The following is a 26,156-nucleotide window of genomic DNA, read 5'->3' on the forward strand; positions in this document are numbered from 1 at the left end:
CTTTAGGCCAGGCTGTCCATTTTGCGCGCCAATTTGGCGTCCTGCGCCGACAGTCCCTCCACATCATGGGTGGTCAGCACCACGGTCACCCGGTTGTAGGTATTGCTCCACTCCGGGTGGTGGGTCCACTTCTCCGCCCAGATCGCGGCGCGGGTCATCCAGCCAAAAGCCTCGACAAAACTGTCAAAAGCAAAGGTCTTGGTGAGCGCGTCTCGCCCCTCGACCATCTGCCAGCCGCTTTGAAAAAGGGGATCCAGCAGCGGGCCGCGGGTCGCTTCTGAAAGTTTCTCGGTCATTCCTGTTCCTCCACTTCTGCTTTGCGAAAGGGGCCATAGCTGGTTAGCACTTCGACCTCCTCGGCCACGGCTGCGCGCTCTGCCTCCAGATAGCGGCCAACCGCATCGGCAAACCCCGGATCACCAATCCAGTGCAGACTATGAGTCTCCACCGGCAGATAGCCACGCGCCAGCTTATGTTCGCCCTGGGCACCGGCCTCGACTCGCGCCAGCTGATGGGCAATGGCAAAATCAATCGCCTGATAGTAGCACATTTCAAAATGCAGGCAGGGATGGTGTTCCAGACAGCCCCAATAACGGCCAAAAAGCGTATTCCGCCCGATGAAGTTCAAGGCCCCCGCAACCGGGTAGCCGTCACGCTCTGCCAGGATCAGATGCACATCCTGGGCCATGGTCTCGTGCAGGATCGAGAAAAACTCTCGCGTCAGATAGGGCGTGCCCCATTTGCGCGATCCGGTGTCCTGATAAAAGGCCCAAAAAGCATCCCAATGCTCGGGCCGGATCTGATCGCCGGTGTAGCTGCGGATCTCGCCGCCGAACCCCTGCGCCTGGGTGCGTTCCTTGCGGATATTCTTGCGTTTGCGCGAGGAGAGCGCTGCCAGGAAGTCATCAAACTGAGCATAGCCCGCGTTGAGCCAATGGAATTGCTGACTAACGCGGGGCATCAGCCCCATCTCAGTGCCGATCTCTGCTTCCTCTGGGGTGCAAAAAGTCAGGTGAAGCGAAGAAACCTGATTGTCCGAGGCCAGCTGCACCGCCCCCTGCACCAGCGCCGACTGACCTATCCGCTCATAGCCCGGTCTGACCAGCAGGCGTCGCCCGGTGGCAGGAGTAAAGGGTACCGCCACCTGAAATTTGGGATAGTAGCGCCCGCCTGCCTGCTCATAGGCATGGGCCCAATTGTGATCAAAGATGTATTCGCCCTGACTGTGCGATTTGGCATAGAGCGGCGCGCAGGCAATCAGGGTGCCGTCCAGATAGGCCGTCAGATACTGCGGTTGCCAACCGGTGCCTGGCCCCACAGATCCGCTTTGTTCTAGCGCGCTGAGAAAGCGATAAGTGGTAAAAGGATCAATCGGGCGCTGCCCAGATGGCAGGACTGTCCGTTGCACTGTCGCGTTTTCGGGACAGGCACAGGCGTCCCAGTCCTGGGCATCAATCTGCGACAGGCTGCCAAGCACACGAATTTCAACCGGTTTCTGATCCATCTGCACTCCCTGCCCTGACACTATTTGAGCAGCATGGCGTCATGATCAACCCGCCAGCGGTGAAAGATATTGTTCAAAGGTCACATTATCGACCCATTGGCGCGCCTCTTGCTCCATCTCAGCGGATGTCACCGTCCAGCACAGGATGGGAACCCCGGCGCTGCGCAGGTCCTGCACCCGTTTACGGGACAGATCACCGACCTCGTGACTGATAAAGCTGGACTGGCTGGCGTCAAAATCAGGGATATCACGCAGCCGCTCGCAGGTGGCTTTGGGAACCGGGATCCAATCGGTGGGGTCATAGGCGCTTGTCACCAGACCCCGTGCAATATCAGGCGCGTATTGCGCCAGGGCTGCCGTGGCATGGGGATTGAACGACATCAGAGCCACCGGCCCGGCATAGCTCTGCAAGGCCTTTGCCGTGGCTTCCTCCAATGGCCCCACATTGGGGCCGAGATTGCCGTCCTGGTCCTTGATCTCGATCAGCAGCGGCACCTGGCCTGCAACAAGATCCAGCACCTCGCAGAGGGTTGGGATGCCCTCGCCATCGCCACCAATCAGCGGAGTTTTAGCCAGTTCTGCCTGACTGCGTGCCATGATCCCACCGCGCGCCTCGGCGAGGCGGTCCAGCATGTAATCGTGAAACACCATTGGACAGCCATCGCTTGAGCGTTGCAGATCAATTTCGATCGCATAGCCCGCCTGGATCGCCGCGCGGATGGCCGCGCGACTGTTTTCAGGCCGTCCGTCCGTCACATCATGGAGCGCCCGGTGGGCCACCGGCAAGGACAGGAATTCAGCAGGGAGTTTTGGGATCATTTGATCTGGAATACCGCGTCGATCTCAACCGCAACCCCCAGCGGCAGCGAAGGCGCGCTCACCGCCGAGCGCGCGTGACGCCCCGCATCCCCAAGTGCGGCGACAAGGAAATCCGAAGCCCCGTTCACCACCTGCGGCTGCTGGGTAAACTCAGCAGTGGAATTGACAAAGGCCCCCAGTTTGACCACCCGGACCAGGCGTTCAAGATCCCCCTCACAGGCAGCTTTGAGCTGCGCCAGCAGCGCAATTGCGCAACGTTTGGCGGCGGTCTGCCCAGCCTCGACATCCAAGTCAGCGCCCAGGGTGCCGGTGATCAGACCGTTTTCATCGGATGAAATCTGTCCCGAGACATAGACCATGTCCCCGGCCACAACAAAAGGCACATAGTTCGCCGCAGGCGCAGGCGCCTCTGGCAGGGTGACGCCCAGGTCTTTCAGCTTTGCTTCGATGCTCATTGTCACGCTCCTTCAACGCCGATGTTTCGCCGCGACGCTAGCGCCGATGGGGGGCGGCGAAAAGAGCAAAAGCGCAGCGCAGCCTTTGGCGCCCCGGATCAATCCTCGCGGAAGGCTTTGACAAAATAGTCCGCCAAGGGTTTGATCAGGTAGGCCATGGGGGATCGATCCTGCGTGCGGATATAGCTTTCCACTGGCATACCGGGGATCAGCACCGTGCCTTCGGGCAGGCGCAGGGCTTCGTCCGGGTTCAGCTCGATCTCGGCCCGGTAGTGCGATAGTCCGGTTTGCTGGTCCTCAAAGGCATCCGCCGAGACCAGAACGACCTTGCCATAGAGATCCGGCGTATTGCGCTGATCCAGGGCGGAAAACCGCAGGGTGACATCCTGCCCGACGTAGATCTGATCAATATCAGTGGGCGCGACCTGGGCTGCAATCACCAGGGGCCGATCCTGCGGCACCAGATAGAGCACCGGATCCGCGGCGCGAATGACCGAACGTGGCGTATGCACCTGCATGTCATAGACAATGCCAGAGACTGGCGCGGTGATGTCCAATCGCTCCAGTCGTTCCATCAGGGTGCGCCGGTTCTCGACCAGCTCCAGCTCCTGGTAGCGCAGATCACGCAGTTGAGAAATTGCCTCTTCGCGCCGGGTAGAACCCAGTTTCAGGATCTCGATCTCGGTCTCGGTGATCCGCCCCAGCGCCTGGGCCTCGGTAGAGATCAGCTCGCCAAGGCGACCGCTCAGATCGGCTTCGGTACGGCGCAGATTGAGGACGGTTCCTGCCTGGGCCAGCCCGCGCTCCAGCAGGGTGGTCTGGTTTTTCAGCTCCTGGGCAATCAACTCCAGCTGCAACTCCATCGAGGCCTGTTGCGCCTTTACGCCGGTGATCTGATCCTGGATCTGGGCGCTACGCTTGTCCAGCTGCTCAATCTCGCGGGCAATGGATTCTTCCCGGGCGGCAAACAGGCGGCGCTGGCCTTCAACCAGATCCGCCACGGCAGGACGGGCAGCGGCCAGAGCCAGCAGCTCGTCACCAAACTGGATCTCAGCGGCGCTGTCGCGCTCCGCCTCAAGCCGTCCACGCCGCGCCATCATTTCAAACAACTGACCTTCGGTAATGGCCAATTGCGAGCGCAGTTCCTTGGCGTCCAGACGCAACAGCACCGCGCCACTGGCAACGCTGTCGCCTTCCTCCACCAGAATTTCGGCAACGATACCGCCATCCAGATGCTGCACCACCTGCCGGTTGCGATCCACTTCGATCCGGCCAGATGCCACGATGGCCCCAGCAATCGAGGACATCACCGCCCAGGTGCCAAAGCCCCCCAACAGGATCAGTAGGCTGATAGCGCCAATCCACAGGGGGCGGCGGGCGGACCATTCTGTGTCCGGGCTCATTTGACGCCTCCCTGTCCACTGGCCTGACTGCTGGCCTGTCGAATGGTCTGATGGTTCGCCACCATTTCCTGCAGGATCTTATCCTTGGGACCAAAAGCGGTTTGTATGCCCTTATCAATGACAAGCAACATCTCACACTCCTGAATGGCGGCCGGGCGATGCGCCATGATCAGCACCGATTGCCCCTCTGCCTTGAGGGTCTTGATCGCCTGATTCAAAGCCACGGACCCCTCGTTGTCGAGGTTGGAATTGGGTTCATCCAGGATCACAATCACCGGATTGTCATAAAGCGCCCGTGCCAGGGCCACGCGCTGCATCTGCCCGCCGGACAGCCGTCCTCCCCCGGCGGAGATCCGCGTATCATAGCCATTCGGCAAGCCGACGATCATCTCATGCGCGGCGGCCTTTTTGGCAGCAGCAACCACTTTCTCTGCATCCGGCTCTTCCGCCAGACGGGCGATATTCTGAGCAATAGTGCCCTCAAACAACTGTACCCGCTGGGGTAGATAGCCAAAATGGCGCCCCAAGACATTCGGGTCATATTGATCCAGGGCCGCACCATCCAGCCGGATGGTGCCCGAAGCCGGACGCCAAGCACCGGTCAGCGCCTTCGCGAGTGTGGATTTGCCAGAACCAGAGGCACCAATCACCCCAACCGCCTGGCCGGGTTCCACCCGGAAATTGACATTGCGCAACTGGGCCCGGCTTTCTCCGGGCGGCACCACCGCCAGGGCCTGCACTTCGACACGGGCTTTGGGCTGCGGCAAGGCAGTGCGCTCGGCCTCTGGCTGAACCTTGGTCAGCAATTCAGCCAGGGAATGCCAGCCTTTGATGGCGCGCTGCACCATGGCCCATTGTCCCAATCCCAGCTCGATCGGCGCAAGTGCCCGGCCCATCAGCACCGACCCAGCAATCATTGCCCCCGGAGAGACTTCTCCGTTCACCGCCAGATAGGCACCAAGTCCCAGCATCGCCGATTGCAAAAACAGGCGGAGCGTCTTGGTCAGGGTGGTGAACCCTCCCCCGGTGTCATTTGCGACCAAGCTGTCCTTTAGCGCCGCCTTGCGGATCTTCTGCCAGCGCTGAAAGGCGGCACCGCGCATGCCCATAGACTGGATCATCTCCGCTTCGCCGCGGATTTCCTCGGAGGAGAGATTGGCACGATGAGAGGAGGCCGCAGCCTGTTGCAAGGGCGCACGGCTGAAAGCCTGATTGAGCAGGGCAATCACCACCAGGAGGGCGCCACCACCAAGGGCAAGCAGCCCCAGCCAGGGATGGAACAGAGCAATTCCTGCGAGAAAGAATGGCGTCCAGGGCAGATCAAAGGCTGCGCCCAAAACAGGGGAAGACAGCAATCGCTGGATTGCCTCGAGATCCCCCGTGGCCGTCTGCGCCACCGGATCCTGCGCCACCGCAGAGCGGCGCACGGCAGCATCAAACACCCGCTTGTCCAACCGCGCCTGAAACCGTGCGCCGATTCGCGCCAACACCCGACCCCGGACATAGTCCAAAAGCCCCATCATCCCATAAAGAAACAGAACCAACAGCGACAGCGCCACAAGGGTTGCCTCGGACCCGGAGCCAAGCACCCGGTCGTAGACCTGCATCATATAAAGCGGGCCTGTGAGCATCAACAGGTTCACAAAAACGCTAAAAATGCCAACCGCCCAATAGAGCCCGCGACTTTCGCGGCGGCAGGCGATCAACTCATTGTAACCTGGTTTGAACGTTTTATTTGTCATCTTGCCTATGCTCTACCTGTTCAATCGGCCTTTGACCCATTAGACCCTTCGCCAACACCCTGCCTTAGAAAGACTGTTCCGAATCTGCCACAATCGGGCAAACAAATTGCCGTAGAATTGGGAAGCCAACGGTTTTTCCCTAAATAGAATGCTCGTGTTTCTCGAAAAGCGACTTTAACTGGACCACAACCCGAATGCGAATTTGCACCAGACCTCGTTTTCTCTTTGCTGCATTGGCCTTAGCCTTGTCAACGGCGGGCTGCGCCACGCAAAGCCCCGAAGCCCGGGCCGCAGGCGAAGTCTTTGATCCCTACGAGAACGCCAACCGCGGCATCCACAAGCTGAACCTGGCGGTTGACCGCTTTGCTTTCCGGCCGGTTTCAAAGGGCTATGTCGCAGTCATTCCCGACCCCATGGTCAACAGTTTTTCCTACTTTGCTGAAAACCTGTCGATGCCTGGTCAGGCCGTCAATGCGCTGCTGCAAGGCAGGCCCAAGGTCGCCGGACAGGCGCTGGGTCGGTTTCTCATGAACAGCACCATTGGCTTCCTTGGTCTTGCCAACCCGGCCTCTGACCTTGGCCTGCCCGAAGTCGATACCGATTTTGGCGAAACCCTGGCGGTTTGGGGCGTAGGCGAAGGCGCCTATGTTGAGCTGCCCTTCTATGGTCCGTCGACAGCCCGCGATGCCACTGGCATTCTGGTGGACTTTTTCACCAATCCGGTGGGCTACGCTCGGAATAATCCTGCCGATAATATCAGTGTCTACGCAGAAGTGGTGCGCCGCATGGGCGACCGTGGCAGATATTCAGATACTGTGGATTCGATTCTCTATGAAAGTGCTGACAGCTATGCCCAGGCGCGGCTACTCTATCTGCAAAACCGCCGCTTTGAACTGGGTGAGACTGCCGAAATCAGTGAAATCGATCCCTTTGAACTTGATACCGAAGGATTTTAGATGATGCATCGCCGTAGCTTTTTGGCTGGTCTGTCTGCCAGCGCCGCTCTTGTTCCTGCTGCCCCCCTTTGGGCCCTGAACGAAGCTGGCGCCAGCAAACTGATCAACGCCCTGGTCTCCGACATCAACAAGGTCATCGCCTCGGGCAAGGGCGAAAACGCCATGTTCCGCGAGTTTGAACGGATCTTCAAAAACTACAGCGATACCTCGTATATCGCCGCCTATGCGCTGGGTGTTGATGCCCGCCGCGCCACCAAGGCGCAAAAACGAAACTTCTCCAAGGCCTTCCAGGGCTATATCTCTCGTAAATATGGCAAGCGCTTCCGTGAGTTCATCGGCGGAACGCTCGAGGTCAAAAGCGTCAAGCGGGTGAAGAAATGGTACGAAGTCAGCACCATTGCCAAACTACAGGGCCAGGCTCCGTTTGAAGTGACCTTCCTTGTCTCTGACCGCTCCGGCAAGGATCTGTTCTTCAATATGTTTATCGAAGGGGTGAACCTGCTGCTGACCGAGCGCACCGAGATTGGTGCCATCCTGGACAGCAACAGAGGCGATATTGACGCGATGATCGCCGATCTGAAGCGCCAAAGCTAAAGCCCGGGCACGACGCCCTCGTCGATCGCAAAACTCAAAAGGCTCCCGCTTGGGAGCCTTTTTGCTTTAGATCTCCTACCTGCGGCGAAACTAGTTGCGGGGGCCAAAGATGTCGCGCAGCAGCCCATCCACTGCCCGACCCAGCTCGCGGCCCGGCTGGATCCGGTCGCGACGGCGCTGCGGCGCTGGCTGCACCGGAGGCGGCGCAATCGGAGCTGGCGCCAGCATCGGCAGGGGCTTGGGGGCAAGACCTTCGTGCACCCGCACCATGGCCTCGTGCCAGATCTCGGCGGGCAAACCACCGCCGGTCACCCCGCTCAGCGGCGTGTTGTCATCATAGCCCATCCAGACACCTGCCACGTAATCAGCGGTAAAACCGATGAACCAGGCATCGCGGGCGGCCTGGGTGGTGCCGGATTTGCCGGCAGCCTGCCAGCCGGGGATTTGAGCGCGTCGCCCCGTGCCCTCGGCAATGACCTTTTCCATCATCCAGACCAATTGCTGCGCGGCCTCTGGTCTGATCACCCGCTCTCCCATGCCGCCACTGCGCCCCATCAGGGCCTCATCGTCCGTCACCAGACGCAGCTCGCTGACCCCATAGGGTGTCACGGATGACCCGCCGTTCAGGATCCCGGCATAGGCCCCCGCCATTTCCAACAGAGTGCTTTCAGAGGCTCCCAGCGCCAGCGCTGGGCCTTCGGCCATGGCATTATCAATGCCGAAATCACTGGCAACGCGGCGCACCAGATCGCGACCCACGGCCTCCGAGAGTTTCACCGCAGGCACATTCAGAGAGTCCCGCAGGGCTCGGGCCAGCGTTACCTCGCCGTAGTATTTTCGGGTATAGTTTTTTGGGCACCATTCACCAGAACCCGGCAGGTCCAGGCAGTACTCAGTGTCCAAGAGGATATCCAGCGGCGAATAGCCGAGCTCCAGCGCGGTGGCATAGACAAAGGGTTTGAAGGCCGAACCGGTTTGCCGCTTGGCCTGAGTGGCCCGGTTGAACACCCCGGACACCCGGGTCTGACGACCACCCACCATGGCACGCACCGCGCCATCGGCGCTCATCACCACAATGGCGGCCTGCGCCTTGGAGCCGGGCCGCACCTTATTGTCGAAAACAAAACTTATCGCCTCTTCGGTGGCTTTTTGCAGCCGCTGGTCCATGGTGGTGCGGATCACCACGTCTTCGGTGGTCTGTGTCCCTAGGAAACTGGGCACCCCGTCCATGATCCAATCGGCAAAATAACCACCAGCCCGTGCCTCTGCCGCCGGGCTGAGCCGCGCCGGATTGTCCTGGCCGGATTTGGTCTCAGCCGCGCTCAGATAGCCTTGCTCATGCATCAGGCGCAGCACCGTGGCAGCGCGATCCTGCGACCGTTTCAGGTTATTGGTCGGCGCCAGCGAGGAGGGCGCGGTCAACAGCCCGGCCAGCATGGCGCCCTCGGCGGCGCTCAATTGGTTGGCAGATTTGCCAAAGTAACGCTGTGCTGCAGCCTCGGCCCCATGAGCGCCACCGCCCATATAGGCCCGGTTCATATAGATCGAGAGGATCTCGTCCTTGGTGAATTTGACCTCCAGCGCCAAGGCATAGATCGCCTCGGTGCCCTTGCGCCACAAAGATCCCTGTCGGCAATCCTTTTCATAGGCCGCCTCATTCTCCCAATCGTTTGGGTCATAGACCCGCCCCAGACAGAGCAATTTTGCCGTCTGTTGGGTAATGGTAGAGCCACCGTGACCAGACAGCGGCCCGCGGCCCTCGCTGAGATTGATGCGCACCGCAGAGGCGACACCGCGCGGCGAGATACCAAAGTGACGGTAGAACCTCTTGTCTTCAGTGGCGACGATTGCGTTTTTCAAATGGGGAGAGACCGTCTGAGCTGTGACAACGCCGCCAAACTGGTCGCCGCGCCAGGCAAAGACCGTGCCCTCGCGATCCAGCAGAGTAACAGATCCATGCGCCCGGCCATCCAGCAAAGTGGTCACCTCTGGCAGGTTGAGGGTCTGATAGCCGACGGCCATGGCCACCAACGAGGCGACAATCATTCCGACCCGCCAGGAAAAGCCCCAGATGAGCCGTAACAGCCAGCGAAACGGCGCCAGTAGTGTGCCTATCACACCGCGCGGCCTGCGCGGTCCGGTGGGTTTGCGCCGCTTAGGGGCCCTGCGTTGGGGGTTAGATTGCGGTTTAGGCTTTGCCCTGGGCTTGCCGGTAAACCAGCCAAAGAAGCCGCCTGAGGATTTGCTGGACCGTTTGGAAGCTGGTTTCGCACCACGACGTTGGGCAGGCCCTTTGGCCCCGCCCTTTGCATAGCGTTTGTCTGCCACCAGTGGCCTACGCCCTGATCCCTGCGCCATCTCGAAAATCCTGCTCGGTTTGCCCGTTTTTCCTACTCTAACCTCTTCGTCCTGCTTTGTAGAGAGGCGGTTTAAGGGGAATTTGCCTTCTTTGGCCGCCTATTCTTTGGGCAGGTTAACGAATTTTCGCTCCTTTTTTAGCCTTCATCCCGCGTGCTGCACCCGCAAAGCCCGCCGCCTGTTTCCCCGACTCGGTGCCTTGGTTTTTCTGCAGGAGCAAATACGCGGGTGCTTTGCCAGACCCCTGGTGACAGGTGCCCCCCAGACGAGGATGTCGAAATGAAAATGATCATCGCAGCCATCAAACCCTTCAAACTGGAGGACGTCCGCGAAGCACTGACAGGCATCGGCGTCTCCGGCTTGATGGTGTCCGAAGTCAAAGGTTTTGGAGCCCAGGCTGGCCATACCGAGATCTACCGCGGTGCAGAATACGAAGTGAATTTCGTTCCCAAGCTGAAGCTGGAAATCGTGGTTTCCGCCAGCCTGGCCGACCAGGTGGTTGAAACCATCGCCAATACCGCCCGCACCGGCAAGATCGGTGACGGCAAGATCTTTGTACTCGACGTTGAGCAAGCCCTTCGGGTGCGCACCGGCGAAACCAATCAGGACGCGCTGTAAGCGCCGCATTTGGAGGAAAACTGATGCGCAAACTTTCCCTTTCCCTGTCAGCCCTGGCGCTGACCACCCTGCCGGGCCTGGCCCTGGCAGAGGAGGCGGCGGCCGCAGCCCCCGCTGATGTCACCCCTTACATCTTTACCACCCTGCTGTTCCTGGTTGGCGGCTTTATGGTGTTCTGGATGGCCGCTGGCTTTGCCATGCTCGAGGCCGGTCTGGTGCGTTCCAAGAACGTGACCATGCAGCTGACCAAGAACATCGCGCTCTTCTCCATCGCTGCCATCATGTATTGGCTGGTGGGTTTCAACCTGATGTACCCTGGCGACGCCTGGTCCATTGCCGGCCTGCTGGGCAGCTTCTCCCCCGCGTCGCTTGAGCCCGTTGGCCTTGCCGCGGCGGACGCCTCGCTGGACTATGCCTCTGTTGGCTCTGACTTCTTCTTTCAGCTGATGTTCTGCGCCACCACCGCGTCGATCGTCTCGGGCACCCTGGCTGAGCGTATCAAGCTCTGGCCCTTCCTGATCTTTGTCGCCATCCTGACCGGCGTCATCTACCCAATCGAGGCCTCTTGGCAGTGGGGCGGCGGTTTCCTCTCGGAAATGGGCTTCTCTGACTTTGCCGGCTCGACCCTGGTACATGCCGCAGGTGGCTTTGCAGCCCTGGCTGGCGCTCTGATCCTGGGCCCACGTATCGGCAAGTACAAAGGCGACAAGACCGTACCAATGCCTGGTTCCAACCTGGCTCTGGCGACCCTGGGCACCTTTATCCTGTGGCTCGGTTGGTTCGGCTTCAACGGTGGTTCGCAGCTGGCGATGGGCACCGTAGGCGACATCACTGACATCTCCCGCATCTTTGCCAACACCAATATGGCCGCTGCTGCCGGTGCCGTCACCGCGCTGATCCTGACACAAGTCATGTTCAAAAAGCCTGACCTCACCATGACCCTGAACGGCGCCCTGGCCGGTCTGGTCTCCATCACAGCCGGTCCGCTTGACCCAACACTGTTTGGCGCCCTGTGGATTGGTGCAGTTGGCGGTGTGATCGTGGTCTTTGTTGTACCGCTGCTGGACAAGCTGAAAATCGATGACGTTGTTGGCGCCATTCCGGTTCACCTGGTTGCAGGTCTCTGGGGTACCCTGGCGGTTCCCTTCTACACAGAAGGAACATCCTTCATCACTCAGATCACTGGCTTTGTTGCCATTGGCGCTTTCACCTTCATCGTCTCCGGTGTGGTCTGGCTGATCCTGAAAGCAACCATGGGCGGCATCCGCGTCAGCGAAGAAGACGAGATCAACGGTCTCGACATGGCAGAGCTGGGCATGGAAGCCTATCCCGAGTTCAAAGCAGGCTAAACGCCGCAAGAACATTGAGCAGAAAACGGAAACGCGGCCCCAAGGGGTCGCGTTTTGCTTTTGTAGAGAGCGGCCCGCCCCCAGGCTGCCCAAAAGAAAACGCGCCCCGCGGGGCGCGCTTTGGTCACTTCTGAGTGTGGTTTTGGTCTGTGCGTCAGACGCCAGCGTCGATGATCGCCTTGGCCAGCACCGGAATGGTCGCCGAGTTCAACCCAGCAATGTTCATCCGGCTGTCGCCCACCATATAGATACCGTTATCGACCCGCATTTTCTCTACCAGATCCGGCGTGGTTCCCAGCAGGGAGAACATGCCCCGGTGCTGTGCCAGGAAGGCAAAGCGATCAGAGCCAGACAGGCGTTGCAGCTCATTGGCCAGATCGGTACGCAGGCCCAACATGCCCAGACGAACCTCTTCCAGCTCTGCCGCCCAATCGGCGCGCAGGGCGTCATCGTTGAGGATCATGGTCACCAGACGGGCGCCATGGTCTGGCGGGAAGGAATAGTTCTGCCGGTTCAAAAACGCCAAGGTGCCCTGGTTCAGAACCTGCGCTGAAGCATCCTGCGAAATGGCCATCAACAGGCCTGTGCGCTCGCGGTAGATGCCAAAATTCTTGGAGCAGCTGGCCGCGATCAACACCTCGGGGCAGCTGGAGGCCACCAGACGCACGCCGTTGGCGTCTTCTTCCAGACCATCGCCAAAGCCCTGATAGGCAATGTCGATCATCGGGATCAGCCCGCGCTCGTTCATCAGCGCGATGACCTCTTGCCACTGAACCTCGTTGAGGTTGGCCCCGGTGGGGTTGTGGCAGCAACCGTGCAGCAGGATCACATCGCCCTTGGCGGCCTGCTTCAGGTCTTCGATCATACCGTCAAAGTTCACGCCACGAGTCTCGCGGTCGAAATAGCGATAAGTGACGGTTTCAATGCCGACGTATTTCAGGATCGACACATGGTTCGGCCAGGTCGGATCCGAGACATGCACCTTGGCCGATGGATTGGCCATCTTGATCATCTCAAAGGCCTGACGTACCGCACCAGTGCCACCGGGGGTGGCCGCGGCTGCGATGTTTTCGCGGGCTACGGCAGCACCGAGGATCAGCTTGATCATCGCATCGCCATAGGCCGGATCGCCAGCCAGGCCGACGTAGGACTTGCTGGTCTGCTCTTCCCAGAGTTTGTGCTCGGCGGCCTTTATGGCGCGCATCACCGGCGTCAGACCTTCGGCGTTTTTGTACACACCGACGCCCAGGTCGATCTTGTTGTCGCGCGGATCTTCGCGGAACATTTGCATCAGGGCCAGGATCTTATCTGCTGGCTGCGGCTTCAGGGTTTCGAACATCAGTTCTCTCCGGTTGCAACGGGAAGTGTCGGGAAGGCGCCCCATTCCGACCATGAGCCATCATAAAGCGCATGATCGGTCTTGCCGATACGCTCCAAGCCGAGACTTAGGACGGCGGCGGTGACGCCAGACCCGCAGGTGGTAATAGCAGGTTTGTTCAGATCAACGCCCGCGGCGGTGAAAATCGCCCGCAGCTCCTCTGGCGCCTTCATGGTGCCATCTGCGCCGAGCAAATCTGTGTAGGGTGTGTTCTTGGAGCCAGGAATATGACCGGCCCGCAGGCCTTCGCGCGGTTCAGGCACTTCGCCACGAAAGCGGGCGGCAGCGCGGGCATCGATGATTTCGTGATCGCCCAGCTTGGCAGCGGAAGACACCTGCGTCACGTCGCGCACCATGTGGTTTTGCACCCGCACGGTCATATGGCGGTCACGGATCACCGGCGGCAGATCCTCGGTCTCGCGGCCTTCGGCGACCCATTTTGGCAAGCCGCCATCCAGCACCGCTATATTGGTCTGCCCCATCAGACGGAACAGCCACCAGACACGGGCGGCAGATTTCAGACCAGCACCATCATAGACCACAACCTGATGACCATCGCCCACCCCCATGGCCCGCAGCCGGGACATGAATTTCTCTACCGGGGGGACCATATGCGGAAGTTCAGAGCGATGATCCGAGATATCATCAATATCAAAGAACCGCGCGTTGGGGATATGACCGGCGTCATATTCCGCCTTGGCGTCCCGCTCTTCCTGCGGCAGATACCAAGAGCCATCCAGAATCCGCAGGTCCGGATCTTTCAGGTGAGCAGCCAGCCACTCAGTGGATACAAGGGTTTTTGGATCGTCGCGCATCAAAGCCTCCCCGCACATGCCAGTGGCCCCTGCGTACTACCCAGCGGGAGGAGTCGCAAGGGAAGCCGGGCCCGCCCGCAACAATCAGTCGCAACAAATCTCCTAATTTCACCGAACCGCTGCGGCAATTCCGCAGCGACTGGCACAGCAACCTAATAGGACTAGCGCACCAATCGTAGAGTAGGACGACCAGGGGTGGTTTTGGGACGCATTTCCCCGGCAGGGAAGCGATCCGCAAAAGAGAGGCCGGCGCGAATGACATCCGGATCCATGGTGCAGCCTGTCACATTGGCAACAGCCTCCCTGGCCTTTGCTGTCTCGTCCCGGCGCATATGATGCAGCATCTGCAAAAAGGCCTGTTCGTCACGGGTCACAAAGGCGCGCTCTTCGATCTGCAAAGGGTCGAGGGCTTCAAACTCGATGCGCCGCGCCTTGGTGGTAAACTGGACCAGTTTGAACAGGGCATTGGCAACCGGTAGGCCCAGGCTCTCGCCCCAGCGTTCCGCCGCAATCTTATATGCAAATTGCCAGGCCTGCCGTTCTGGCCGCGTGAGGCTCATCATAAAATGACGCAAGACCGGCAAAAGCCCTGCCTCAAACGCATCAAAATCACAAAAATCCAGCGGAATTCTATCTGGCCTTGGCGACTCCTGCTGTTGCGCGGCTAGCGAGTCTCGGGCTTGGGTAGTGTTTTTGATAGAGGGCGTCATGGGGGTGTCCTTAGACCGGGCGACAGGCGCGGTGAGAAACAAAGAGGCGCCGGGCGGGATCACGCAGGATCAATCTGACTAGGCTGTTCAACTGATTTTGCATTACCTGACAAAATTTATCAGATTAATCAAGTGCGAATTCCAAGACCCTCTTGTTCGCTCCCAGCCAAGGTCCACCAGCGCGGGCTGCACAAAAAAAGCCTCTCCCTGTTCGAAGGAGAGGCCATTCAATAGCCGATAGGTCGAAGCAGTCTGCGCCTGCGTTCAGCTGTGATCTTTCATCAACCGGCTCTTTTGGCGCGACCAATCCCGCTTTGCCTGAGCCTCGCGCTTGTCATGTGCCTTCTTCCCCTTGGCGATGCCGATCTTCAATTTGGCGCGGCCCTTATGGTTGAAATACATCACGATGGGGACCAGGGTCATGCCCTTACGCTGGGTGGCGTTCCACATATCCGACAGCTGCTTGCGTGAGACCAGCAGCTTGCGGCGGCGGCGCTCCGCATGTTTGAACATCTTGGCCTGCGAATAGGGCGGAACATAGGAGTTCACCAGCCACAGCTCGCCATCTTCCACCGCAGCATAGCTTTCCGCGATATTGGTGCCGCCCTCGCGCAGCGCCTTAACCTCCGACCCTTCCAGCATGATGCCGCATTCCACGTCCTCTTCGATGGCGTAGTCAAACCGCGCCCGGCGGTTTTCGGCAATCACTTTGTAGTTCGGGTCTGATTTTGTCTGGGCCATGGCAGGCAGATGTAAGCGCCCAGGCTGCCGGGTGCAAGATGACTCTAGACCTTGGTGCTGCGGATCAGAGTAAAGATCCCGCTGGCGACAATCACCGCGCTTCCAATCAGGGTCCAGACATCGGGGCGTTCCCCAAAGACCACAATGCCCAGCCCCATGGCGATGACCAGCCGGGTGTAACGAAACGGCGCCACAACCGAGATCTCGCCAAGGCGCATCGCCCCGGTCAGGGCATTGTAGGCAAGCACACCAATGCCGGTGATCAGCGCCAGATGCAGCCATGCGGTGCCACTGGGCCAGCGGGCACCGCCAGTCCAGCTCAGCGCAAGCACCCCAGCCACCGCCAACATGGCAAAACCAAACAGCCCCAGATGCAGGTTGCTCATCGAGGCAGGTGCGGCGCGGGTGGCCAGATCTCGGCCAGCAAAGCCCAGGGTCCCCACCACCGCAAAGAGCGATAGCAGGTCAAAACCGCTGGCCCCGGGTCGCAGAATCATCAGCACGCCCAGAAAACCCAACACGATGGCCAGCCAGCGTCTCCAGCCAACCCTTTCGCCAAAAAACACAACCGCGCCACCGGCCACCACCAGGGGTGTCGCCTGCAAAATGGCCGAGGCCGAAGACATCGGCGTCAGGGCGATGGCCAGGGTGAAGCAGAGCCGACCTGTGACCTCCGCCAGAGACCGCAACATCAGCGGGCGCGTGCAGAATCCAGGGTGCCACAGGCTCTGCCCCTGCGCACGCGCCAGGCCTGCAAAGACCAGCATACCGCCTAGCCCAAACAGAATCAGGATCTGCCCCACCGGCATTTCCTGCGCCACGCGTTTGATGAACATATCCTCCAGCGCAAAGCCCACCATGGCCAAGACCATCAGCACACTGCCGCGCAGCGTCTCCATCTGTCGCGCGCCCTGGTCTTGCGGGATGCCTTTTGCTTTGCCTGGTGTCATTTTGCCAATGTCATATTACTGTCGGCACCCCGACGTGACGCGGGTAATGGTGCATATTGAGGAAGACCGCCCCCATCTCCCCGCCCCGATAGCCATGTGGCTGATCGGCGCGAAATCTAAGGCCCTCTCCTGCCTTCAACGCCACCCACTCCTCTTCGCGCAGAACCTCCATCTCGCCCTCCAGCACAAAGACCTCTTCGGTCACGCCCAACTCATGCGGCTGCGAGATATGGCTCTGGCCCGGCGTCAGTGCGATCTGAAAAGTCTCGCCGCCCATTTCCGGATCAAAAGGGAAGACAATCTTCACCGAGATGCTGCCGGGGAACTGCACTGTTTTGTACCCTTCCTTGCTGTCCGGGCGCACTGCCAGCGCCGCTCCTATCAGGGCGGAAAGTGGCAGGTGAAACCCTTTGGCGATCTTCCATAAGGTCGCAATGGTCGGGCTGGATTCGCCGCGCTCGATCTGACCCAGCATGGCCTTACTCACACTGGTCAGTTCCGCCGCCTTTGACAGGCTCAGGCCCGCCGCCTTGCGGATCTTTCGCAGATTTGAGGCAATGGCATCCTCGGTCATGTCGCAGGCTCCTGGGTCTTCGTTTTCAACGTCAAAAAAATGGGGCTTGTGCGCTATAGCGCACAAAGGCAATATGTGCGCTATAGCGCACGCCACCCTAGCGCAGGCGCATGGTAAGGAAAACCCAAATGCTGTCTCAGCTGAAACTCTCCCATCTGGCCGCCGGAGCCATTGCGGTTCTGGTGGGCTACACCAGCTCGGTCGCCATCATCTTTCAGGCAATCGAGGCAGTCGGGGCCAGCCAGGCCCAGGCCAACAGCTGGTTGATGGCACTCGGGCTTGGCATGGGGCTGACCAGCCTTGCCCTGTCGCTGTGGTTTCGCATGCCGGTGCTCACCGCCTGGTCTACACCGGGGGCCGCGCTGCTCGCTGTTGGCCTCAAGGATGTTCCAATTGAGCAGGCCGTGGGAGCGTTTTTGTTCTGCGGCGCGTTGCTGACGCTGACGGGTCTCACCGGCTGGTTCGAACGTCTGGCTCGGCTGATCCCCGAAAACCTGGCCAATGCGCTTTTGGCCGGTATCCTGTTCAACTTTGGCCTCGCGGCCTTTACCGCCCTTACAGATGATACCGCCTTGATCGCCGTGATGGGGCTCAGCTTTCTGGCCGGGCGGCTCTGGTTTGCCCGCTATACCATCCTCGGAGTACTTCTAGCCGGGGCGCTCTGGGCTGGTTTCGCGGGCAGTTTTGGCGATATGGCCCAGCTCGACACCAGCCTGCAGCTGCCCGAAGCGGTTCTGCCCGCCTTTTCCCTGCCGGTTTTGATCGGCGTTGGGCTGCCGCTTTATATCGTCACCATGTGTTCGCAAAACATGCCGGGCGTGGTGACCCTGCGGGCGGCGGGTTACCGCCCTCCGGTCTCGGCAAGTCTGACCACCACTGGCATTGCCACGCTAGTGTTTGCGCCTTTTGGTGGCTTTGCCTTCAATCTGGCTGCCATTACAGCCGCCATCTGCGCCGACCCCGAGGCCGACGATGACCCCCAAACCCGCTATCTGGCCAGCGCCGCCGCTGGGGTGTTCTATTGCCTGGTGGGACTGGGCGGCGCCACAGTGATCAGCCTGTTCCTGATCGCGCCTCCTGAACTCATCGCTGGTGTCGCCGGTCTGGCGCTGCTCTCGACCATCGGAAATAGCCTGTCACAGGCTCTGCAAAATCAGTCCGGCCGCGAAGCCGCGCTCATCACCTTTATGACTGCGGTCTCTAGCATCAGCTTCTTTGGCATCGGCGCCGCCTTCTGGGCGCTGGTTATTGGCCTCGTGGTGAATCACCTATTCAATCGCTCCATAGACCTCAGCCAACCGGCAAAAAACACCCAGACCGAGGCCGATAAAAACCATCCATAGACCTCAAATCCTCTTCCGCGCCCCGGCGCGTAGACGGAAAAGAACCAAAACACGCCTCCGGATATTGCCTTTATTGCGCAAATGATGTGTCTGAGGGCAAAGACAAGGGAAACAGCTCACATGCCAATGTACCGATCCAGAACCTCCACCCATGGCCGCAATATGGCGGGCGCCCGCGGACTATGGCGCGCCACCGGCATGCAGGACGATGATTTCGGCAAACCGATCATCGCCATCGTCAACTCTTTCACCCAGTTCGTGCCGGGCCACGTGCACCTCAAGGATCTCGGCCAGATGGTCGCCCGCGAGGTCGAGGCCGCTGGCGGTGTGGCGAAAGAGTTCAACACCATCGCGGTGGATGATGGCATCGCCATGGGCCACGACGGCATGCTCTACTCGCTGCCCTCGCGCGAAGTGATCGCCGACAGCGTCGAGTATATGGTCAATGCACACTGCGCGGATGCCATGGTCTGTATCTCCAACTGTGACAAGATCACGCCCGGCATGATGATGGCCGCCATGCGCCTGAACATTCCGGTGATCTTTGTTTCCGGCGGCCCGATGGAGGCCGGCAAGGTGGACCTTGAAGGGCTGGACATCAAAAAGGTCGATCTGGTCGATGCCATGGTTGCTGCCGCAAGCGAAACCATGACCGACGAGCAGGTCCAGCACATCGAAGAGAACGCCTGCCCTACCTGCGGGTCGTGCTCCGGCATGTTCACCGCCAATTCGATGAACTGCCTGGCCGAGGCCCTGGGCCTCGCGCTGCCCGGCAATGGCTCCACTCTCGCCACCCACGCAGACCGCAAGCACTTGTTCCTCGAGGCTGGCCGCAAGATCGTCGAGATCACCAAACGCCACTACGAGGGCAATGAGGCCGGTCTGCTGCCGCGCGAAATCGCCCGGTTTGAGGCCTTTGAAAACGCCATGAGCCTGGATATTGCCATGGGCGGCTCGACCAATACGGTATTGCACCTGCTTGCCATCGCGCATGAGGGCGAAGTCAGCTTTACCATGGATGACATCGACCGGCTGAGCCGCAAGGTGCCCTGCCTGTGCAAGGTCGCACCCAATATCGAGAACGTTCATATGGAAGACGTGCATCGTGCCGGTGGCATCTTCTCCATTCTGGGAGAGCTGTCGCGCGCAGGCCTGCTGCATGATGACTGCAGCACAGTGCATTCGGTCACCATGGGCGAAGCCATTGGTAAATGGGACATCAAGGTCGCCAATAACCCCGCGGCCGAGCAGTTGTTCAAAGCCGCTCCCGGCGGCGTGCGCACCACGCAGGCGTTTTCCACTGAGAACCGGTTCAAAGAGGTGGATGTTGACCGCGAAGGCGGCGTGATCCGCTCCAAGGAACACGCCTTTAGCCAGGACGGTGGCCTTGCGGTTCTGTTTGGCAATATCGCGCTGGACGGCTGTATCGTAAAAACCGCCGGCGTGGATGCCTCAATCCTGAAGTTCACCGGCTCTGCTTATGTCTGTGAAAGCCAGGATCAGGCGGTAAGCGATATTCTCACCGGCAAGGTCAAGGCAGGCGATGTGGTGGTGATCCGCTATGAGGGCCCGCGTGGAGGGCCAGGCATGCAGGAGATGCTCTACCCGACCTCCTATCTGAAATCCAAAGGTCTGGGCAAAGACTGCGCCTTGCTGACCGATGGGCGTTTCTCTGGCGGCACCTCCGGTCTGTCAATCGGCCATGTTTCGCCTGAGGCCGCCGAGGGTGGCACTATTGGTCTGGTTGAAATGGGTGACAAGATCGAGATCGACATCCCCAATCGCTCCATCCATCTGGTGGTCTCGGACGCGGTTCTGGAGACGCGTCGCGCAGCGCAGGAGGCAGCTGGCTGGAAACCTGCCAAGCCCCGAAAACGCAAGGTTTCCAAGGCGCTGAAGGCCTATGGCATGCTGGCAACTTCCGCTGCCAAAGGCGCAGTGCGGGAGCTGCCCGAAGACTACGACGGCTGAGAAAACAGCCCTTGCGAGAATCGAGACCCTCCGCATCCTGGATGTGGAGGGTTTTCTTTTGCCACGCGTCCGATCTGAAATCTGGCCACAAACGCTCCCGCCCCTCTACAGGCTTTCTGCCAAAAGGCAGCCCTCCTTAGAGGCCTTGGGCATAGCGCCGGGCTATGCCCGGCGCGAAAGAGGTTGCCAATTTGGGTTTGCAACTCTGAGCGCGGTGCCAAGCCTCAAGCCTAGAAAAAACTTGCTGAGAAGCGGTTCAGGGGCAAGTTTGCCCCTGAACGCGCCATACCAATTATGGGTAGAAACCCGCCTCAAGGGTAACCCGCGCCTGCGTGCGGCGGCTTTGCCGCCCTTGACCCCGGGCAGAAAGACGAGACCAGCAATCCTGGGCGGTTCCGCGCCGCGCCTGCGCGGCGCAGGGCCCAACGGGACAAGGGCATTTCAATGCCCGTCGGACGGGCGGGAGCCCCCCCCCCTTTTTGTCTCAGGCTTATTCGCCCAGTTTGGCGTGCACTTCGTCCAGATCGATTTCCCCAATCGGCTTCTTGTTGGAGGGATCTTCAAAATCGTATTTGAACAGCTCAAAATCGCGTTTGTAGATCTCATAGATCAGATGCATCGAGAGGTCGTCAAAATAATCCTCAACCGGATGCGCCCGCTTGGGGCCATGGCCTTCGCTCTCATTGAACCGAGGGATATTGGCCAGATCAACCCCATGCGGCGTCTCAATCGCATTCAGCACATCCTGCATGCCGCTGTTGAAATCCTCGGTCCAGAAGATCTTGTTGTAGCGGCCACCATTCCAGATGAAGGTGGAAACATGGCCGGACATCGCTGACCAGTGAATGTCAGGATCCATTGGCCGACGAAACCGAATGCTGTCGCGCACAAACAGAAGGAACCGCCGGAAGCTCTGGATCTGGTCGAACTCCTGTTTGCCGTCATCGCCGCCGACTTCGATACCATAGTCATAGATCAGCTTGGGCACCAGATTGCCGCGATAGCGCTTGCCATTGCGCTGGATGCCACAGATTTTGTCAAAAAAGGAGCTGAGCACCCGGGTATAGGGATTGCGCACGCAGGTGAAAGCATAGGTCTTTTGCCCGCGCACATTGCGGGTAATCGGTCCCTGGCTATGATCCAGCGCCCATTTGTGGATGCCCTTTTGCGCATCATGGATATCGCCGTCAAAAAAGGCTCCGTGATCCGAATAGTGCAGGATCTGGCCAATGGTCGAGCAGGCGCATTTTGGCACCACGCGATAAATGACGCTTTCAGTCTCGGTCATCCAGGTGCCCGGAAATCCCATGTAAGCCTTCCTCCAGTCGTACAGCTTTGACTGCACAATCCACATCTACGCATAAAATTCAAATAATCTGGTTTATTCAATGCGCCCGCGCCTTTATCAAGGGGACAATCAGGTCAAATCAGGGTGCATCGTCTCCAAAATGGCAAAAATTGCGTATATTCTGCTCTGCCACAAGGATCCCGAGGCGATCATTCAGCAGGCCGAACAGCTGACAGCGGCCGGCGATTACATGTCGATCCATTTTGACCGCAGCGCCAAAGCGGAAGATTTTGACAGCATTCAGGCCGCGCTGGCGGACAATCCAAACGTCTGTTTTGCCAAGAAACGCATCAAATGTGGCTGGGGAGAATGGTCCCTGGTACAAGCCACAATGTATGCTCTCAGCAGTGCAATCGATGAGTTCTCCCGAGCCACCCATTTTTACATGCTGTCAGGCGATTGCATGGCGATCAAGACCGCCGAATACGCCCATGATTTCCTGGACCGCCACGACTGTGATTTTGTCGAGAGCTTTGATTTCTTTGAAAGCGACTGGATCAAGACCGGCATGAAGGAAGAACGGCTGATCTACCGGCATTTTTTCAATGAGCGCAACAACAAGGCCCTATTCTATGGCAGCGTCAATTTGCAAAAAAAACTCGGGCTAAAACGAGAGGTCCCTGCCGATGTGCAGGTCCAGATTGGCAGCCAGTGGTGGTGTCTGCGTCGCCGCACGGTTGAGGCGATCTTTGACCTTCTGGCGCAGCGCAAGGACATCATCCGCTTTTTCCAGACCACCTGGATCCCGGATGAGACCTTCTTTCAGACGCTGGTGCGCCATCTGGTACCCGGATCTGAGATCGACAGCCGCACCCTGACTTTCTTGATGTTCACCGACTACGGTATGCCGGTGAATTTCTACAATGATCACTACGATCTTCTGCTCAGTCAGGACTTCCTTTTTGCCCGTAAAATCAGCCCAGATGCCAAGGAGTTGAAACTCCGGCTTGGGCGTTTGTATGCAGCCCAGGGCGTCAGCTTTCAGATCTCCAACGAGGGGCGTAGCCTGTATAAATTCCTGGTCAAACGCGGCCGAATCGGGCGTCGCTTTGCCACCCGGTTCTGGGAGAAGGAAAGCTCGCTGGGACGCGAGCGTGAGCTGATGATCGTCATCTGCAAAAAATGGCACGTTGCTAAGCGCCTGATCGATCAGCTGCGCAAGAGCACCAATATCCCGGCAATTGAATACCTGTTCCACGAAGAAGGTACGCCGCTGCCGGATCTTGGCGGCATTCAGGCCTCATTGGGCAAACGCACCCGGCACCGACGGGCGCTGATGCGGATGCTGTTTGAATACTACGATACCGACCGGCTGGTGATCTGTATGGACCCTTCGGCGCTGGATCTGATGAATGATTTCAATTCTGACCGCTCCACCACGCGGACCCTGCAGATCGAGTGCGATTTCACCGATGACTATCTGATTGGCCATGCCCACCGGGTGGGACTGGCAGGTGAACGCACCCCGCAACAAACCCTGGAGCGATTGCTGCCAACCATTCGCAACGACATCATCTACGAAGCCGACCGCATTCGCGATTCAGGCTATACAAACTACAGCATCATCCGCGAAGCCGACAGCCCGGAAGAAAATGCGATCCAATTGGAACAGTTCTTTAGCCTGCACTTTGAAACGGCCAAGGAACTGGCCGAGACCCCGCATCTCTTTGCCGACTAGTACCCGCCCAGGGGGAACCTGAACGGAGGGAGGTGTTACCCCTTCCAGCTGGCGAACCAACGGCGCAGGCGGCCACGGCGCTCTGAAATCGCATCGCCTGCCGCATAAAGCCCATCTTCGACATCTTCCAAAACCGGGTCGATGCGGTTGCGGCGGAACCGACGCCAGCGCACGTAGACCGCCCAGGATAGCGCCGCCAGCAGGGTCAGGAAGACGATATTGAACCAATTGACCGGCTTGTCCTCTGGGCCGGTTGCGGGCGAGATTGAAATCGCATTGGGAAAGCTCGACAGGAAGATGCTGCGCCAGCCGTAGTGCAAGACCACAACCCACTCCGGATCATCCTTGGTCGAAATGGCGTCATTTGCCTCAGTATAAAGATTGGCAGTGTCAAATTTGAAATAGGGCGGCCAGTGCCAGCCAGTGTCTTCATTGCGGTAGACAGCGGCATCGCCACTGGCGTTAAAGGCCTGAATGAACTGCACATCCCGAGTAATTGCAGCCTGGGACTGGCTATCAGGGGTGGACCAGAAAATCCGCTTCCAATTGTCCAGCTCCTGGCGTTCCTCATAGGTACTGACGATCCGCACCACATCGTATTGCGGTAGGGTGTAGTGCAAAAAGGCCGCAAAGCTGGCCCATACCGAGATCCAGAAGCCCCATTTGATATAGGCCATATAACATGTCCTTTAGCTGAAATTTACCACATAGATGACCAGTGCAATCGCCCCCAGCGGCAGGATATAGACCAACAGGATCAATTGGCGCCTCAGGGACTGGTCGTATTGTCTTAGCCCCCGCTGGATGAAGGCCCGCCGGTCTCCGGTCAACCCCTTGTCTTGCCACCGCCGTTTCAACTTGGCGCGACGCCGCTCACGGGAATAGAGCGAAACCGCACCATAGATCAGCGTCAAAACTACCAAGAGCAGCAACAGAAGGCGCAGAAAGGCAAACATGGTCCAACTCCGGTTTTGTGACCTTTCAAAACCCCTGGCCTGATGGCAGGGCTAGCTTTCGACGCGCCCCTCCCTGGCTGGGCTCTATCACGTCTTCACAATCTGACTATGCCCTGGCGCCCGCAGCAAGGCCAGATCAGCCCCGGTGCCAAATAGACGCGCCCCGGACGCGTTAGGGCCGAGGCGCTGGGTGTTTGCAAATCTAAGACCTGAGGGCCGCAGATTAGTTGTTGCGCAGTTTGGACAGCACCAGAAAGGTCATCATGCCAAAGGGCGGCAACGCCTGTTGCTGTTCGATCTTCAACCGGTCTTCTTGCAGCACTGTTTCGATGGCAAAGTCGGAATGCCAGCCCAGCACATTTGCAAAGGGGGCAGAGAACTTTTCAATCGAGGCCAGAACCCCTTGGGTGCTTTTGAAATGGTTCGAGATCACCACCTTGCCGCCAGGGCGCAGCACCCGCGCGATCTCTGCCATCACCCGTTCTGGTTCTGGCACCACCGACAGCACATGCATCGCCGCCACGGTGTCAAAACTATTGTCAGGAAAATCCAGCTCTCGCGCATCCATCTGCCGCAGGGCGGCGATGTTTTTCAGACCTTTTTCCGCCACCCGGCGGCGTGCCTTGGCCAGCATGTCTTCGCTGAAATCAATACCGGTGACGGCAATTTCAGGGGCGTAGTCTGGCAGCGACAGCCCAGTTCCGACCCCAACTTCGAGGACCGAACCGCCATGTTTGTTGATATAGTCTACAGTGCGTTTTCGGCCTGCACTGGTAACCGCTCCAAATGTCTTGTCATAGACCGGTGCCCAGCGGGCGTACGAGGTCTCAACAGATTTAATATCCAAAACAAAAGTTCTCCCAAATCGTCAGGTTTATCCCGACGGTTTTTTAAACAGCCCCCAAATCACCAGCACCACATAGCTCAGACAGAGGACCACTAATGTCGTCCAAGCGTAGGTTAAAACCGCAGCCCCTGCAAAGGCACAGGCCACCAAAAAATATTTCACGTTTTCGCGTGATATCCGAACCATCTTTGGCGACCAGGTTGGTATTCTGCTGATCATAAGAAGTCCGATGACAACCATGTGAAAACAGATCAAGAGCTTTGGAAATCCGGTACCCGCATCAAAGGCAAAAGAGATAAACATCGGCAGCATCGCCAAAAGCGCACCTGCTGGCGAGGGAATGCCGACAAAATAGCCACTGGCCACTTCACTCACTTCTTCGGATTTGGTGGCGACATTGAACCGGGCCAGGCGGACAACACAGCAGACCGAAAACACCAGAACCGAGATCCAGCCCGCGTTGCTCATGTCCTGCAGCGCCCAAAAATAGATCACCAATGGGGCGGCAACGCCAAAGTTAAGGAAATCCGCCAGCGAATCCAACTCCGCTCCCATCTTGCTGTCGCTGCCCAGGGCCCGGGCCAACCGCCCGTCGAGCCCGTCCAGAATGGCGGCGGCAAGGATCAGCTGCACTGCCAGCACATAGTTGCCCTGCACCCCAAAACGGATTGCCGAAAGCCCCGCACAAATGGCTCCCACCGTCATGATATTGGGCAACAGCTGGATCAGCGCAAACTCGGTCAGTCTTCTATCGTGAGGTTCTTCCATGGCGCGGCTTGATCACTTTGTTGAGACGGCAGTCTGCGGTAAAACTTAGGCCCCACCCGCGTTAAACCCAGACCCGGGAAATCCCTACGAGCCCTGTTTCAACAAAAAGGTGAGGTGGCCACTCATAAGTGGTTTGGCCTTGAAAGCAAGAGGGCAAGCCCGCCCCTCCTCCAATTCCAACCGCAAGCAGGTCGCGATTTGCCCCGCCGTTACATTCCCCAGCAAGCCAGCAGGAATACGCAAAAGCACCGCGCCAAAGGCGCGGTGCCGGGCCCAACG

Annotated in this window: 25 protein-coding genes; 7 read left to right on the forward strand and 18 right to left on the reverse strand. The window is 58.9% G+C overall.

Going from position 1 to position 26,156, the window contains the following annotated elements; all coding sequences use genetic code 11:
• Positions 1-2 precede the first annotated feature (2 nt).
• From ABJP42_RS00855 to ABJP42_RS00880, 6 genes are all read right to left on the reverse strand, one after another.
• Entirely contained in the window at positions 3-296 is a 294-nt protein-coding gene (locus tag ABJP42_RS00855) for a 4a-hydroxytetrahydrobiopterin dehydratase (RefSeq protein WP_348337984.1), read from the reverse strand.
• Positions 293-1,504, reverse strand: coding sequence for a GNAT family N-acetyltransferase (locus ABJP42_RS00860; protein ID WP_348337985.1), 1,212 nt, complete (start codon positions 1,502-1,504; stop codon positions 293-295). Before ABJP42_RS00860 ends, ABJP42_RS00855 begins: the two co-directional genes overlap by 4 nt.
• Before the next feature lie 45 nt (positions 1,505-1,549).
• Positions 1,550-2,323 (reverse strand): glycerophosphodiester phosphodiesterase family protein, encoded by a 774-nt coding sequence (locus ABJP42_RS00865; RefSeq protein ID WP_348337986.1) that lies wholly within the window; start codon positions 2,321-2,323, stop codon positions 1,550-1,552.
• On the reverse strand, positions 2,320-2,778 hold the full coding sequence (locus tag ABJP42_RS00870; RefSeq protein ID WP_348337987.1) for a RidA family protein: 459 nt from the start codon (positions 2,776-2,778) through the stop codon (positions 2,320-2,322). Before ABJP42_RS00870 ends, ABJP42_RS00865 begins: the two co-directional genes overlap by 4 nt.
• A gap of 98 nt (positions 2,779-2,876) precedes the next feature.
• Complete coding sequence (locus ABJP42_RS00875) at positions 2,877-4,181, reverse strand: HlyD family type I secretion periplasmic adaptor subunit (RefSeq protein ID WP_348337988.1); 1,305 nt, start codon at positions 4,179-4,181, stop codon at positions 2,877-2,879.
• Positions 4,178-5,923: a type I secretion system permease/ATPase gene (locus ABJP42_RS00880; protein ID WP_348337989.1), complete on the reverse strand. Its 1,746-nt coding sequence runs from the start codon at positions 5,921-5,923 to the stop codon at positions 4,178-4,180. Before ABJP42_RS00880 ends, ABJP42_RS00875 begins: the two co-directional genes overlap by 4 nt.
• Before the next feature lie 194 nt (positions 5,924-6,117).
• Between ABJP42_RS00880 and ABJP42_RS00885 the strand changes: the two genes are divergently transcribed.
• Both ABJP42_RS00885 and ABJP42_RS00890 read left to right on the forward strand, forming a co-directional pair.
• Complete coding sequence (locus tag ABJP42_RS00885) at positions 6,118-6,879, forward strand: MlaA family lipoprotein (protein ID WP_348337990.1); 762 nt, start codon at positions 6,118-6,120, stop codon at positions 6,877-6,879.
• A gap of 3 nt (positions 6,880-6,882) precedes the next feature.
• Positions 6,883-7,473, forward strand: coding sequence for an MlaC/ttg2D family ABC transporter substrate-binding protein (locus ABJP42_RS00890; protein WP_348338039.1), 591 nt, complete (start codon positions 6,883-6,885; stop codon positions 7,471-7,473).
• A gap of 90 nt (positions 7,474-7,563) precedes the next feature.
• Here ABJP42_RS00890 and ABJP42_RS00895 read toward each other — a convergent pair whose 3' ends face one another.
• Positions 7,564-9,831: a transglycosylase domain-containing protein gene (locus ABJP42_RS00895; protein ID WP_348337991.1), complete on the reverse strand. Its 2,268-nt coding sequence runs from the start codon at positions 9,829-9,831 to the stop codon at positions 7,564-7,566.
• Between the two features lie 279 nt (positions 9,832-10,110).
• Here ABJP42_RS00895 and ABJP42_RS00900 point away from each other — a divergent pair, with 279 nt between their 5' ends.
• Both ABJP42_RS00900 and amt read left to right on the forward strand, forming a co-directional pair.
• On the forward strand, positions 10,111-10,449 hold the full coding sequence (locus ABJP42_RS00900; protein ID WP_348337992.1) for a P-II family nitrogen regulator: 339 nt from the start codon (positions 10,111-10,113) through the stop codon (positions 10,447-10,449).
• A 23-nt stretch (positions 10,450-10,472) separates the two neighbouring features.
• Positions 10,473-11,798, forward strand: coding sequence for an ammonium transporter (amt, locus tag ABJP42_RS00905; RefSeq protein WP_348337993.1), 1,326 nt, complete (start codon positions 10,473-10,475; stop codon positions 11,796-11,798).
• 154 nt (positions 11,799-11,952) lie between these two features.
• Here the strand turns inward: amt and ABJP42_RS00910 are convergent, their stop codons facing one another.
• The 6 genes from ABJP42_RS00910 to ABJP42_RS00935 form a co-directional block, all read right to left on the reverse strand.
• Positions 11,953-13,137 (reverse strand): amino acid aminotransferase, encoded by a 1,185-nt coding sequence (locus ABJP42_RS00910; RefSeq protein WP_348337994.1) that lies wholly within the window; start codon positions 13,135-13,137, stop codon positions 11,953-11,955.
• The gene (gene sseA / locus ABJP42_RS00915; protein WP_348337995.1) at positions 13,137-13,991 is read right to left on the reverse strand and encodes a 3-mercaptopyruvate sulfurtransferase; all 855 of its coding nucleotides are present in this window, start codon (positions 13,989-13,991) and stop codon (positions 13,137-13,139) included. The genes ABJP42_RS00910 and sseA overlap by 1 nt, the downstream gene beginning before the upstream one ends.
• Positions 13,992-14,152: 161 nt before the next feature.
• Positions 14,153-14,554, reverse strand: coding sequence for a hypothetical protein (locus ABJP42_RS00920; protein ID WP_348337996.1), 402 nt, complete (start codon positions 14,552-14,554; stop codon positions 14,153-14,155).
• A gap of 411 nt (positions 14,555-14,965) precedes the next feature.
• Positions 14,966-15,442: an SsrA-binding protein SmpB gene (gene smpB, locus ABJP42_RS00925; RefSeq protein ID WP_348337997.1), complete on the reverse strand. Its 477-nt coding sequence runs from the start codon at positions 15,440-15,442 to the stop codon at positions 14,966-14,968.
• A 44-nt stretch (positions 15,443-15,486) separates the two neighbouring features.
• Positions 15,487-16,341 carry a DMT family transporter gene (locus ABJP42_RS00930; protein ID WP_348338041.1) on the reverse strand — a complete coding sequence of 285 codons (855 nt, stop codon included), beginning with the start codon at positions 16,339-16,341 and terminating at the stop codon, positions 15,487-15,489.
• 61 nt (positions 16,342-16,402) lie between these two features.
• On the reverse strand, positions 16,403-16,966 hold the full coding sequence (locus tag ABJP42_RS00935) for a helix-turn-helix domain-containing protein (RefSeq protein ID WP_348337998.1): 564 nt from the start codon (positions 16,964-16,966) through the stop codon (positions 16,403-16,405).
• 128 nt (positions 16,967-17,094) lie between these two features.
• Here ABJP42_RS00935 and ABJP42_RS00940 point away from each other — a divergent pair, with 128 nt between their 5' ends.
• A complete protein-coding gene (locus tag ABJP42_RS00940; RefSeq protein WP_348337999.1) occupies positions 17,095-18,309 on the forward strand; it encodes a benzoate/H(+) symporter BenE family transporter in 1,215 nt (404 codons plus the stop codon).
• 120 nt (positions 18,310-18,429) lie between these two features.
• On the forward strand, positions 18,430-20,280 hold the full coding sequence (ilvD, locus tag ABJP42_RS00945; RefSeq protein ID WP_348338000.1) for a dihydroxy-acid dehydratase: 1,851 nt from the start codon (positions 18,430-18,432) through the stop codon (positions 20,278-20,280).
• A 490-nt stretch (positions 20,281-20,770) separates the two neighbouring features.
• On the opposite strand, the gene ABJP42_RS00950 is transcribed toward ilvD, so the two are convergent.
• On the reverse strand, positions 20,771-21,589 hold the full coding sequence (locus tag ABJP42_RS00950) for a sulfotransferase family protein (RefSeq protein WP_348338001.1): 819 nt from the start codon (positions 21,587-21,589) through the stop codon (positions 20,771-20,773).
• Positions 21,590-21,728: 139 nt separating this feature from the next.
• Between ABJP42_RS00950 and ABJP42_RS00955 the strand changes: the two genes are divergently transcribed.
• Positions 21,729-23,306, forward strand: coding sequence for a DUF5928 domain-containing protein (locus ABJP42_RS00955; RefSeq protein ID WP_348338002.1), 1,578 nt, complete (start codon positions 21,729-21,731; stop codon positions 23,304-23,306).
• Between the two features lie 35 nt (positions 23,307-23,341).
• Here ABJP42_RS00955 and ABJP42_RS00960 read toward each other — a convergent pair whose 3' ends face one another.
• From ABJP42_RS00960 to pssA, 4 genes are all read right to left on the reverse strand, one after another.
• Entirely contained in the window at positions 23,342-23,983 is a 642-nt protein-coding gene (locus ABJP42_RS00960) for a DUF1523 family protein (RefSeq protein WP_348338003.1), read from the reverse strand.
• A 12-nt stretch (positions 23,984-23,995) separates the two neighbouring features.
• Positions 23,996-24,262 carry a hypothetical protein gene (locus ABJP42_RS00965; protein WP_348338004.1) on the reverse strand — a complete coding sequence of 89 codons (267 nt, stop codon included), beginning with the start codon at positions 24,260-24,262 and terminating at the stop codon, positions 23,996-23,998.
• Positions 24,263-24,485: 223 nt separating this feature from the next.
• Complete coding sequence (locus tag ABJP42_RS00970) at positions 24,486-25,109, reverse strand: class I SAM-dependent methyltransferase (RefSeq protein WP_348338005.1); 624 nt, start codon at positions 25,107-25,109, stop codon at positions 24,486-24,488.
• 27 nt (positions 25,110-25,136) lie between these two features.
• The gene (pssA, locus tag ABJP42_RS00975; protein ID WP_348338006.1) at positions 25,137-25,877 is read right to left on the reverse strand and encodes a CDP-diacylglycerol--serine O-phosphatidyltransferase; all 741 of its coding nucleotides are present in this window, start codon (positions 25,875-25,877) and stop codon (positions 25,137-25,139) included.
• Positions 25,878-26,156 lie beyond the last annotated feature (279 nt).

The sequence above is a fragment of the Pseudophaeobacter sp. genome (assembly GCF_039971195.1).
Lineage (GTDB): Bacteria > Pseudomonadota > Alphaproteobacteria > Rhodobacterales > Rhodobacteraceae > Pseudophaeobacter.

What these genes read in the sequence shown, in the direction of transcription:
- ABJP42_RS00890 (WP_348338039.1), top strand. Translation starts at nt 6,883, where the DNA reads ATGCATCGCCGTAGCTTTTTGGCTGGTCTGTCTGCCAGCGCCGCTCTT.
- ABJP42_RS00865 (WP_348337986.1), bottom strand. Translation starts at nt 2,323, where the DNA reads ATGATCCCAAAACTCCCTGCTGAATTCCTGTCCTTGCCGGTGGCCCAC.
- smpB (WP_348337997.1), bottom strand. Translation starts at nt 15,442, where the DNA reads ATGGCCCAGACAAAATCAGACCCGAACTACAAAGTGATTGCCGAAAAC.
- ABJP42_RS00900 (WP_348337992.1), top strand. Translation starts at nt 10,111, where the DNA reads ATGAAAATGATCATCGCAGCCATCAAACCCTTCAAACTGGAGGACGTC.
- ABJP42_RS00880 (WP_348337989.1), bottom strand. Translation starts at nt 5,923, where the DNA reads ATGACAAATAAAACGTTCAAACCAGGTTACAATGAGTTGATCGCCTGC.
- ABJP42_RS00895 (WP_348337991.1), bottom strand. Translation starts at nt 9,831, where the DNA reads ATGGCGCAGGGATCAGGGCGTAGGCCACTGGTGGCAGACAAACGCTAT.
- ABJP42_RS00935 (WP_348337998.1), bottom strand. Translation starts at nt 16,966, where the DNA reads ATGACCGAGGATGCCATTGCCTCAAATCTGCGAAAGATCCGCAAGGCG.
- ABJP42_RS00885 (WP_348337990.1), top strand. Translation starts at nt 6,118, where the DNA reads ATGCGAATTTGCACCAGACCTCGTTTTCTCTTTGCTGCATTGGCCTTA.
- ABJP42_RS00930 (WP_348338041.1), bottom strand. Translation starts at nt 16,341, where the DNA reads ATGGAGACGCTGCGCGGCAGTGTGCTGATGGTCTTGGCCATGGTGGGC.
- ABJP42_RS00950 (WP_348338001.1), bottom strand. Translation starts at nt 21,589, where the DNA reads ATGGGATTTCCGGGCACCTGGATGACCGAGACTGAAAGCGTCATTTAT.
- sseA (WP_348337995.1), bottom strand. Translation starts at nt 13,991, where the DNA reads ATGCGCGACGATCCAAAAACCCTTGTATCCACTGAGTGGCTGGCTGCT.
- pssA (WP_348338006.1), bottom strand. Translation starts at nt 25,877, where the DNA reads ATGGAAGAACCTCACGATAGAAGACTGACCGAGTTTGCGCTGATCCAG.
- ABJP42_RS00860 (WP_348337985.1), bottom strand. Translation starts at nt 1,504, where the DNA reads ATGGATCAGAAACCGGTTGAAATTCGTGTGCTTGGCAGCCTGTCGCAG.
- ABJP42_RS00965 (WP_348338004.1), bottom strand. Translation starts at nt 24,262, where the DNA reads ATGTTTGCCTTTCTGCGCCTTCTGTTGCTGCTCTTGGTAGTTTTGACG.
- ABJP42_RS00855 (WP_348337984.1), bottom strand. Translation starts at nt 296, where the DNA reads ATGACCGAGAAACTTTCAGAAGCGACCCGCGGCCCGCTGCTGGATCCC.
- amt (WP_348337993.1), top strand. Translation starts at nt 10,473, where the DNA reads ATGCGCAAACTTTCCCTTTCCCTGTCAGCCCTGGCGCTGACCACCCTG.
- ABJP42_RS00960 (WP_348338003.1), bottom strand. Translation starts at nt 23,983, where the DNA reads ATGGCCTATATCAAATGGGGCTTCTGGATCTCGGTATGGGCCAGCTTT.
- ABJP42_RS00870 (WP_348337987.1), bottom strand. Translation starts at nt 2,778, where the DNA reads ATGAGCATCGAAGCAAAGCTGAAAGACCTGGGCGTCACCCTGCCAGAG.
- ilvD (WP_348338000.1), top strand. Translation starts at nt 18,430, where the DNA reads ATGCCAATGTACCGATCCAGAACCTCCACCCATGGCCGCAATATGGCG.
- ABJP42_RS00940 (WP_348337999.1), top strand. Translation starts at nt 17,095, where the DNA reads ATGCTGTCTCAGCTGAAACTCTCCCATCTGGCCGCCGGAGCCATTGCG.
- ABJP42_RS00955 (WP_348338002.1), top strand. Translation starts at nt 21,729, where the DNA reads ATGGCAAAAATTGCGTATATTCTGCTCTGCCACAAGGATCCCGAGGCG.
- ABJP42_RS00910 (WP_348337994.1), bottom strand. Translation starts at nt 13,137, where the DNA reads ATGTTCGAAACCCTGAAGCCGCAGCCAGCAGATAAGATCCTGGCCCTG.
- ABJP42_RS00875 (WP_348337988.1), bottom strand. Translation starts at nt 4,181, where the DNA reads ATGAGCCCGGACACAGAATGGTCCGCCCGCCGCCCCCTGTGGATTGGC.
- ABJP42_RS00920 (WP_348337996.1), bottom strand. Translation starts at nt 14,554, where the DNA reads ATGATGAGCCTCACGCGGCCAGAACGGCAGGCCTGGCAATTTGCATAT.